At 77.1% G+C, this 10,865-nt stretch carries 2 protein-coding genes; both read left to right on the top strand.

The window, feature by feature from the left end; genetic code table 11:
- Positions 1–3,884 (top strand): non-ribosomal peptide synthetase (locus G5C65_RS21770; RefSeq protein WP_165300586.1); only part of this gene is annotated, 3,884 nt, incomplete at its 5' end.
- Positions 3,881–10,865: non-ribosomal peptide synthetase (locus G5C65_RS21765; RefSeq protein ID WP_165300585.1), on the top strand; the 6,985-nt coding region annotated here is incomplete at its 3' end. The genes G5C65_RS21770 and G5C65_RS21765, both read left to right, overlap by 4 nt.

Here is a 10,865-nt window from a genome sequence, read left to right as displayed (position 1 = left end):
CCCCCGTCTCCCATCCCGCCTCCTTCGCCCAGCAGCGGCTGTGGTTCCTCTCCCAGCTTCCCGGCGCGAACGCCGCGTACAACGAGCCCATGGCCTTCACGCTGCGCGGGCCGCTGGAGCCGGACGCGCTGCGCCGCGCCCTGGACACCCTGGTCGAGCGCCACGAGCCCCTGCGAACCCGGCTCGTGGCCGTCGACGGCGAGGTCCGTCAGCTGGTCGACCCGCCCGGCAGCGGCTTCACGCTGGCGACCCGCGACCTCGCAGGGCTGCCGGACGCCGAGGACCGGCTCGGCACGCTGCACCGGGAGCACGCCTCCGCGCCGTTCGACCTGGCGCGCGGGCCGCTCGGCCGGGCCTGCCTGGTCCGGCTGGCGGCCGACCGCCATGTGCTGCTGCTGACGATCCACCACGCCGTCTTCGACGGCCAGTCGATGACCGTGCTGCTGCGGGAGCTGGGCCTGGCGTACTCCGCGCTGGTGCGCGGGGAGCCCGGCGCGCTGCCGCCCCTCCCCCTCCAGTACGCCGAGCACGCCGAGGCCCAGCGGTCCCGGGTGCGCGCGGGCGGACTGGCCGAGCAGGCCGCGTACTGGCAGGAGGCGCTGCGCGGCGCGCCGCCGCTGTCCGACCTGCCGGCCGACCGCCCGCGCCCCGCCGAGCAGGACCACCGGGGCGACCGGATCGAGTTCAGCGTCGACCGGGACGTCACGGCGGCGCTGCGATCGCTCGCGCGCCGCCGGCGCTGCACGCTGTTCGTGGCCGTCCTGACGGGCTGGGCCGCGCTGCTGTCCCGGCTCGGCGGGCGCGCCGACCCCGTCATCGGCACACCGGTGGCGGGGCGGCGGCACGGGGACGTCGCGGGCCTCGTCGGCTTCTTCGTCAACTCGCTCCCGCTGCGGGTCGACCTGTCCGGCGCGCCGAGCGCCGCCGAGGCGCTGACCCGGACGCGCGGCGTCGTCCGTGCGGCCCTGGACCACCAGGACCTGCCGCTCGAACAGATCGTGGAGCTCGTCAACCCGCCGCGCAGCGCGGCCCACACGCCGCTGTTCCAGACCGCGTGCTCCTGGGTCCCGGGGCGGGAGGGGCTGCTGGAGCTGCCCGGGGTCGCGGTGGAGCCGCTGGCCATCCCGTACGCCGGGGCCAAGCTCGATCTGGCGCTGTCGCTGGCCGAGTCGGACGGGCGCGTCGTCGGGCACCTCGAATACGCCACCGCGCTGTACGACCGGGAGACCGCGCAGCGGTACGTCGACCAACTGCTCCGGCTGCTGGCCGGGATGGCCGAGCGGCCGGACGCGGCGATCGGCGACCTGGAGCTGATGGACGCCGGGGAGCGGCGGCGGCTGCTGGCCGCAGGCGACGCCACCGGAAGCCCGCCGCCGCGCTCCCATCCGGGCGGACTGGCGGAGCGGTTCGCGGCGCAGGTGCGGGCCCATGGCGCCCGGACCGCGCTGGTGTGCGGGGACGAGCGGCTGGACTACGCGACGCTGGGCCGCCGCGCAGCCCGGCTCGCACGGGCCCTGGCCGCCCGGGGCGCGGGCCCCGGCAGCATCGTCGGCCTGCACGCGGGGCGCACTCCGGAGCTGCTGGTCGGCGTGTTCGGCATCCTGGGCGCGGGGGCCGCGTATCTGCCGCTGGACCCCGGGCAGCCAGCGCGCCGGCTCGCCGCGATGGTGGAGGACGCGGCACCGGAGCTGGTCCTCAGCGACCGCACCGAGCGGGACGCCGGGTGGTGCGATCTGGCGGGCGTCGAGGCGGAGGCCGCGGACGACGGCACTCAGCCGCCCCGGCTGCCGCACGACGACTCCCGCCCGGCCTATGTGATCTACACCTCCGGCTCCACCGGGCGGCCCAAGGGCGTCGCCGTGGCCCAGGGCAGCGTTCTGAACGTGTTCGACGGCTGGCTGGACCGGATGGGCGGAACGCCGGGCGAGACCGCGTCCGCCTGGTCGAACATCGGGTTCGACCCGTCGGTGTACGAGCTGCTGCTGCCGCTGACCACCGGCGGGGAACTGCACCTGGTCCCCGAGGAGATACGGGGCGACCCCGAGGCGCTGCTGGCGTGGCTGCGCGACCACCGGATCGCGCAGGCGTTCCTGCCCCCGGCGTACATCCGGTGGATCGACGAGGACCCCGCGGGGCGGCTGGCGGGGCTCCGGCTGCGGCGGCTGCTGACCGGGGTGGAGTCCCTGCCGGAGGCCGCGCTGCACCGGATGCGGCAGCAGCTCCCGGAGCTGCGCATCTGCTTCGGCTACGGCCCCACCGAGACCACGCTGTACGCCACCGCCCACCACGACCCGCGCCCGCTGGAGGGGCCCTGCCCCATCGGGAGCCCGGTGCCGGGCGCCCGGGTGTATCTGCTGGACGAGCGGATGCGGCCGGTGCCGACCGGGGTCGCGGGCGAGCTGTACCTCGGCGGCGCGTGCCTCGCCGCGGGCTATCTGCACCGGCCGGGGCTGACGGCCGAGCGGTACGTGGCCGACCCCTTCGTCCCGGGCGCGCGCGTCTACCGCACCGGCGACCTGGCCCGGCGGCTGCCGGACGGCACCACGATGCTGGCGGGGCGCGCCGACGACCAGGTGAAGGTGCGGGGCTTCCGCATCGAACCGGCCGAGGTCGAGGCGGCGCTGCTGGCCCTGCCCGGGGTGCGCGAGGCCGCCGTACTGGCCGACCGGGACGCCGCCGGGGGGCCCTGCCTGGTCGCGGGCGTCGGCCGCGGCGAGGCCCCGGCGCGCCCGCCGCACGCGTGGCGCGCGGCCCTGGCCGACCGGCTGCCGGACTACATGGTCCCCACCCGCGTCGCGGACCTGCACGCGCTCCCGCTGAACCGCAACGGCAAGCTCGACCGGGAGGCGCTGCTGCGGCACTGCGCCGAAGCCGCCCCGGCCCAGGTCAACGTGGCCAGCCCGCGCGACCATGTGGAACTGGCCCTGTACGAGATCTGGCGCGGCATCCTGCTGCACCCCGAGATCGGCGTGCGCGACCGCTTCTTCGACATCGGCGGCACCAGCCTCTCGGCCATCAAGCTGACGCACGCGGTACGGGAGCGGTTCGGCGTCACCGTCCCCGTCCACGACATCGTGCTCCATCCGACCATCGAGGACCTGGCGGCCCTGGTGCGGCGGGGCGGTTCGGGCCCGCCGTCCGGCCCGCTGCTCGCGCTCCGGCCCGGAACGGGACCGGGCCGGGTCATCTGCGTCCACCCGGCGGGCGGCACCGCGTTCTGCTATCTGTCCCTGGCCAGGGCGCTGCCGGAAAGCGTCGGCCTGTACGGCGTCCAGTCGCCCGGGGTGAACCCCGGCGAGGAGTTCCTGCCCTCGGTCGAGGCGATGGCGGAGCACTACCTGCGGCTCGCCGAACCGCTCGGCACCGGGCCGCTGGTGCTCAGCGGCCTGTCGTACGGCGGCCTCGTCGCCCACGAGATGGGCCGCCTGCTCGCGGCCGCCGGGCGGCGCGATGTGAGCGTGGTGCTCCTGGACACCTATGCCACGGACGACCCCGCGGTGCGGGCCACCGTCACCCCGGTGGGGCTGACGGAGTTCCGCGACAAGCTCGTGCGGTTCAACGGCATGTACCCGGGCATCGACGACGCGCAGATCGACCAGTACTTCCGGCTCTACAACCACAACCGGATGACGGCCCGCGCGCACGTCCCGCGGCCCTCGCCGGTCCGGCAGGTCCTGCTCCAGGCCACCGGCGGGGACGCCGAACCGGGCTTCCTGGCCGACGTGCGCGACTTCTGGCGGGGCCGCGCCGAGGGCGGCTTCCGCGTCGAGTCGCTGGACTGCGACCACTGGGAGGTGCTGGAGCGCGCCGAGGTGCCGCACGTGGCCCGGATCGTCGAGGGCGAACTCGCCGCCCTCGCCCCGGCACACAGCGGGCAGGCGTGAGAGCCCACCGTCCCGGCTCCGCTCCCGGAGCCGGGGACGGGACCGGGGACGAGTACGGGGCCGGGACCGGATCCGGGGCTGGCGGCACGCTGGCCGGTGGCGTCCTCGCCCAGGCGCGCCGCACTCCGGCCGCGCCCGCCGTGGTGGACGGCGAGCGCGTCCTCGACTACGCGGAGCTGGAGCGGCGCAGCCGCGCCGTCGCCCGCGGGCTGCGGGAGAGCGGGGTGGGCGCGGGGCACACGGTGGCGGTCTGCCTGCCGCGCTCCTGGCAACTGGTGTGCGTGCTGCTCGGCATCCGCCGCGCCGCCGCCACGGCCGTCCCGCTCGACGCGCAGAGCCCGGCCGAGCGCCGCCGCCACATCCTCTCCGACTCGGGCGCCGAGGCCCTCGTCCACGACGGCCCGGAGGGACAGGTCGAGGGGCGGGGAGACGGGCAGGGAGACGGGCAGGGCGGTCCGGGCGCGGTGCGCGGGCTGAGCGCCGCCGCCCTGCTCAGCACCGCGGACGGGCCGCTCGCGGACGTGGAGCCGGGCGGAGACGCCGCCGTGTCGTTCCTCTTCTACACCTCCGGCACCACCGGGCGCCCCAAGGGCGTCGAGGTCCGGGACGCGGGCGTGCTGCGGCTGGCCCGGCCCGGATGGCTCTCGCCCGCCGAGGGCGAGCGGTACGCGTGCGCGGCCAACCCCGCCTTCGACGCGCTCAGTTTCGAGGTGTGGGTGCCGCTGCTGACCGGCGGTACCTGTGTCGTCCTCGGCGACGCGCAGGTCCAGAGCCCCGGTTCGCTGGCGGAAGCGCTGCGCGCGTTCCGCGTCGACATCGTGTTCGTGACCACCGCGCTCTTCAACGCGGTGGTCGACGAGGTGCCGGACTGCTTCGCCGCCGCCCGGCGGGTCCTCGTCGGCGGCGAGCAGCTCAACGCCGTCCGGATGGGCCGGTGGTACCGGGACAACCCCGCGAGCCGGGCCGAGCTGGCCAACATCTACGGGCCCACCGAGTGCACGACGTTCGCGCTGTGGCACCCCATACCGAGGGACTTCGACGGCGCTGCCGAGGACGCCGTCCCCGTCGGACGGCCGCTGCCGGGAACCGGGGTCCTGCTGGTCGCCGACGGCGCGCGCGCCGCCGGGGAGGGCGAGACCGGCGAGGTGTACCTGTCGGGGGCCGGGGTCGCCGCCGGCTACCGCAACCGGCCCGAGGAGACGGCCCGCCGCTTCGTCCGGCTGCCCTGGCACGACGGCGGCCGCGAGCGCTGGTACCGGACGGGCGACCTCGCCCGCCGCGACCCGTCCGGCGCGCTCGTCTTCGCCGGCCGGGTGGACCGGCAGGTCAAGGTGCGCGGCTTCCGCATCGAGCCGGCCGAGGTGGAGCGCCAACTGGCCGCGTTCCCCGCCGTACGGCAGGCCCACGTGTGCACCCGCCGCGACCCCGACGGCGCGCACGAGCTGCTGGCCTATCTGGTCCCGCACCCCGGTCCTGGGCCGTCCTTCGACGCGTACCGCGAACATCTGGCGGCGACCCTGCCGCCGTATATGCGCCCGCACCGCACCCATCTGGTCGAGAGGCTGCCGCTGACGGCGCAGGGCAAGACCGACGAGGCCGCGCTGCTGGCGTCCGCCGCCGAGCCCTGGCGCAGCCCGCGCACCGCCGACGGCGAACTCACCGAGCCCCGGCGGCGATTGCTGGAGCTGGTGGAGCAACTGCTGGGCGTCACCGATCCGCGGCCCGGCGACCGGTGGGTGGCCAGCGGCGGCGACTCGCTCACGGCTCTGCGGCTGCGCTACGCGATCCGCCGCCACTGGAACGTCGATCTGCCCCAGGCGCTGGTGCTGGAGGCCGACTTCGGCACCCTGGCCGACACCGCCGCCGCGCGCGCCGGACCGTCCCGTGCCGAGCCGTCCAGCGCCGGCCCGTCCGGTTCCCGCCCGTCCGGTTCCGGCCCGCCCGGCTCCGAGGCCCCCGGGGCCGGGGCGGCGCCCCATCCGCCCGTGCCGGAGCCCGCCGGGCTGCGCGGCGCACCGGCCACATCCGAGCAGCAGCGGCTGTGGCTGCTGCACCAGCGTGCCCCGCACAGCCGGGCCTACGACGTGCGGCTCGCCTTCCGGCTGGAGGGCTCGCCCGACACGGCCGCGCTGCGCACCGCGCTGCGCGCGCTGGTGGCCCGGCACCCGGCGCTGCGCACCGCGTTCCGCGCCACCGCCGAGGGGCTGCTCCAGGAGGTCGGCGACCCGTACGACCCCTGGGTGCCCGCTCCCGCAGCGGGCGCCGGGGCGACGCGCGGCGGCGAGGGCTGGCGGGAGGGCGCCGACCGGTTCTTCGCGCCCGCTTTCGACCTCGGCGTGCCCCGGATGCTGCGGGCCGGGCTGCTCGACCACGACGAAGAGCGCCCGGTCCTCCTGCTGCACCTGCACCACATCGCGGTCGACGGCTGGTCGCTCAACGTGCTGTTCCACGAGCTGTCGGCGGACGGCGCCCGCGCCGCCGGGGAGGAGCCGAGCGGCCCGCCGGGGGACGACGCGCCCCGCGTCACCCCCCTCGAAGGGGCGCTGTGGCAGCGGGAGTGGCACCGCAGCCCCGGCTACCACGACCAGCGCGCCGCGCTGCGGCGCCACTACGCGGCGCTGGACCGGCCCGCCGCGCCCTCCCCCCGCGCGCCCGAGGGGCCGGGCGGCATGCGGGGACGGCTGCTGCACAGGGCGCTGGACGCCGGCCGGCGCTCGCGCCTGGACCGGCTGGGCGCCGGACTGGGGCTGACCCGCTTCCAGCTGCTGCTGGCCGTGTACGCCTGGAGCCTGTACGGGATCACCGGGCAGACCCGGCCGCTCGTCGCCGCGCCGGTCGCCGGGCGGCCGGTGGCCGAGTTCGCTTCGGCCGTCGGCATGTTCGCCAACACGGTGCTGCTGCCCATGGACCTGGCGCCGGACGAGGAGCTGCGCACCCAGCTCCTCCGGCAGGCCGCCGCCGCACGGCAGGTACTCGACCGGCAGGATGTGACGCTCGCCGACGTGCTGACCGACCACCGGTTCCACGACGAGGGCGCGCCCTTCGACTTCCTGTTCGTCCTGGAGAACACCGATGTCGGGGCGCTCGCCGTGCCCGGCTGCCGGGCGCACCCCCTGTGGCCGGAGCCCGCGGAGGCCAAGTGCGCGCTCGCGCTCACCGTGGTCGAGCGCGACACGGGACTCGACTGCCTGTGGGAGTACGCCGAGGGGCGTGTCGACGCCGAGCGCGTCGCTGCCGCCGCCGACCTGTTCCAGCGGGGCGTCGACCTCCTCACCGGCGACGCCCCGGGCACGCTCGGCTCCCTGGTGGCGCCCTACCGGCACGGCCTGCCCGCACCGGGCCGGGGCCCGGTGTCGGCGCCCGGCTTCACCTCGGTCGCCGAGGGCTTCGCGCGCCAGGTCCTGCGCACCCCGCGGGCCCCCGCCGTGACCTCGGGCGACCGCACCCTGACCTACGCCGAACTCGACGCGCACGCCGCGGCGCTGGCCGCCCGGCTGCCGGTACCGGACGGGCCCGGGGACGCGGCGGCGGCGCGGGTGGCGCTGCATCTGCCGCCCTCGGCCGAGCATGTGGTCGCGCTGCTGGCCGCGGCGCGGCGGGGCCTCACCGTCGTCCCGCTCGACCCGTCCTATCCGCCCGCGCTGCTGCGGCGGATCCTGAGCCGGGCCGCACCGTGCCGGGTGCTGGTGGCGCCGGGCGGCGGGCCGGACCTCGAAGCGCTCGCGCCGGGGGGACCGCCGCGGCTCACCGTCGATCTGAGCGAGCGGCCGGGGGCCGTTCCGGACGGAGCCGGGCCGGAGGGGTCCGGGGCGGACGGGTGCGAGCCGGACGGCGCCGTGCGGCGCCCGCTCTACACCCTGTTCACCTCCGGCTCCACCGGCACGCCCAAGGGCGTCGACGTTCCGGACCGTACGCTGTGCAACCTGCTGCACTGGCAGGGCGAGCACGGCGGGCTCGGCGGCGCCGCAGTCACCCAGCAGTTCTCCGCGCTCTCCTTCGACGTGTCGTTCCAGGAGATCTTCACCACGCTGTGCTCGGGCGGGCGGCTGCACCTCGTCGACCCCGCGTGGCGCCAGGACATGCCCGCGCTGCTCGACCAGTTGGAGTCCGCGGGGGCCGAGCGGATCTTCCTGCCGTATGTGGCGCTGCAGTTGCTCGCCGAGTACGGCGTCCGGCTGGGCCGCTTCCCCTCCCGGCTGCGCGACGTGGTCACGGCGGGGGAGCAACTGGTGTGCACCGACGCGATCCGCCGCTGGTTCGCCGGGCTGCCGGGCGCCCGGCTGTTCAACCACTACGGCCCCACGGAGACGCACGTCGTCAGCGGGCTGCGGCTGGACGGCGACCCCGCCGACTGGCCCGCACGCCCCGCCATCGGGCGGCCGGTGGCGAACGCGGACCTGCGCGTGGTGGACGACGGCGGGCGGCCCGTTCCGCCGGGCGCCACCGGGCACCTCCTGATCGGCGGTCCGATGGCGGCGCCCTGCTATCCCGGCGACCCGGAGCTGAACCGCGAGCGGTTCACCGAGCTGCCGGACGGCGACGGCATGTTCTACCGCAGCGGCGACCTCGTCCGCGTCGACGGCGACGGGCTGTTCCACTACGCCGGGCGCGACGACGACCAGATCAAGCTCAGCGGCCACCGGGTGGAGCCGGGGGAGGTGGAGGCGGCGCTGCTCCAGCACCCGCGGGTCGCGGGCGCCGCCGTCGTACCCGAGGACGGCACGCTGGTGGCCGTGCTGCGCCGCCGGGGCGAAGCGGACCCGAGCGCCGCCGAGCTGACCGCGCACCTCGCCGGGCTGCTGCCCGGCCACGTACGGATCCGCGAGTTCCGCACCGTGGACGCGCTGCCCCGCACCCCGAGCGGCAAGCTCGACCGCCGGGCCGCCGCCGGCGTCCCCGGCCGGGTGCTGCCCCCGGCCGGCCCGGCGTCCCGGGGTGACTCCGCGCCCCGGCCCGGTCCGGCGCCGCCCGGCGGCGGCACAGGCGCGCGGGCCCGCTCGGCGCGCGAGGCGCGGCTGTGCGAGCTGTTCACCGCCGTGACCGGCAAGCCCATCGAACCGGAGCAGCGGTTCTTCGACGCCGGGGCCACCAGCCTGGACCTGATGCGGTTCCATCTGCGGTGCGCCGCCGAACCGGACCTCTCGTTCACCCCGGCCGACCTCTTCGAGCACGTCACGGTGCGCCGGCTGGGCCGCGCCCTGCAGACACCGGACGGGGATCCCCCGGCGGGCCCCGCGGCGGAGGTCGCCGAGGCCGCCCCGTCCGGTGCGTCCGGCGGGCGGGAGCACCCGGACCCCCTCGCGATCGTCGGCATGGCGGTGCGACTGCCCGGCGCCGCCGACCTGGCCGCCTTCTGGCGCCTGGTGGAGACGGGCGGCACCGGTATCACGCACTTCCCCGCCGCCGAGGGGCTCGTCGGCGCCCGCAGTCAGCTCGACGGGCCGCTCGCGTTCGACCCGGACCGGTTCGGCCTCAGCCGCCAGGACGCCCGCCTGATGGACCCGCAGCAGCGGCATCTGCTGATGGGCTGCGTCGAGGCACTGGCCCACGCCGGGATCCGCGATCCCGGCGCCGGGCGCGTCGGGCTGGTCGCGGGATGCGGTGAGAACACGTACTTCCAGACGATGCTGCGCGAGGCCGACCCCGCCGAACTGCCCGACGGCTTCCGGCTGGCGCTCCACCACGAGAAGGACTTCCTGGCCACCAAGGCCGCCTACCACCTGGGACTGACCGGCCCAGCCCTCACCACCCAGTCGGCCTGCTCCAGCTCGCTGGCCGCCGTCCATGTCGCGGCGGGAATGCTGCGCCAGGGCGACGCCGAGGTGATGCTGGCGGGCGGGGTGCTGGTCGACCCGCGGCTGACGGACGGCTATGTGTACCGCCCGCAGCACATCCTCTCCGCGGACGGCCGCTGCCGCCCGTTCAGCGACGACGCGGGCGGCACGGTCGGCGCCAGCGGCGTCGGCGTCGTGGTGCTCAAGCCGCTCGCGCTGGCCCGCCGCGACGGCGACGCGGTGTACGCGGTCGTCACGGGCTCGGCCCTCAACAACGACGGCTCGGCGAAGGCCGGCTACAGCGCGCCCTCGCTCCCCGGGCAGCGCGAGGTGATCCGTACGGCCCTGCGGCGGGCGGGCCGGGACGCCGCCGCGGTCGGCTACGTCGAGGCGCACGGCACCGGCACCCGCCTGGGCGACCCCGTGGAGGTGGGCGCGCTGCGCCAGGCGTACGGCCGGTCCGGGAGCACGGACCGGGCGACGTGTGCGCTGTCCTCCGTCAAGAGCCAGATCGGGCACCTGGGCGCCGCAGCGGGCGTCGTCGGGCTGGTGCGCGCCACCCTGGCCGTCCACCACGGCCTCATCCCGCCCACCGTCGGCTTCCGCCGGTTCAGCCCGGAGATCGGCGACGACCCGGTCCCCTTCCACGTCCCGGACCGGGCGCTGGCCTGGCCGCCGTCGCATCCGCGCGTCGCCGCCGTGAGCAGCTTCGGCATCGGCGGCACCAACGCCCATCTGATCCTGGAGCACCCGGCGGAGGCGGCGGAGCGGGAGGGAGCCGCGCCGCGCGACGGCGCGTGCGTCCCCGGACTGCTGGTGCTGTCGGCCCACAGCGCGACCGCACTGCGCGCCGAAGCGCGCCGGGTCGCCGGCCACCTGACGGCGCGTCCGGAGACGTATACGCGGGTGCTGCGCCATCTGCAGGCGGGACGCCCGGCCCTGGCGCACCGCGCGGCGGCCGTCTGCCCCGACGCCGAGGCGGCCGCGGCCTGGCTGCGCACGCTGGACGGCACCGGCACCGGCACCGGCACCGCCGCTCGCGGGCACCCGGGCGACAGCGCGCCGGTCCGTCCGGCGGACGGACCGGCGGACCACGGGGACGGCCACCGGGTGAGCGCCGCCGGCACGCCGCCCGAGGCGCTCGCCGAGGCGTGGCTGTCGGGAGCCGCCGTCGACTGGCCCGCCGGCCCGGCCCAGGCCCCGTGGG

The sequence above is a fragment of the Streptomyces boncukensis genome, assembly GCF_011045075.1.
GTDB lineage: Bacteria > Actinomycetota > Actinomycetes > Streptomycetales > Streptomycetaceae > Streptomyces > Streptomyces boncukensis.
Note: the sequence above shows the minus strand (reverse complement) of the source record. Positions and strands in the feature narration are given on the sequence as shown.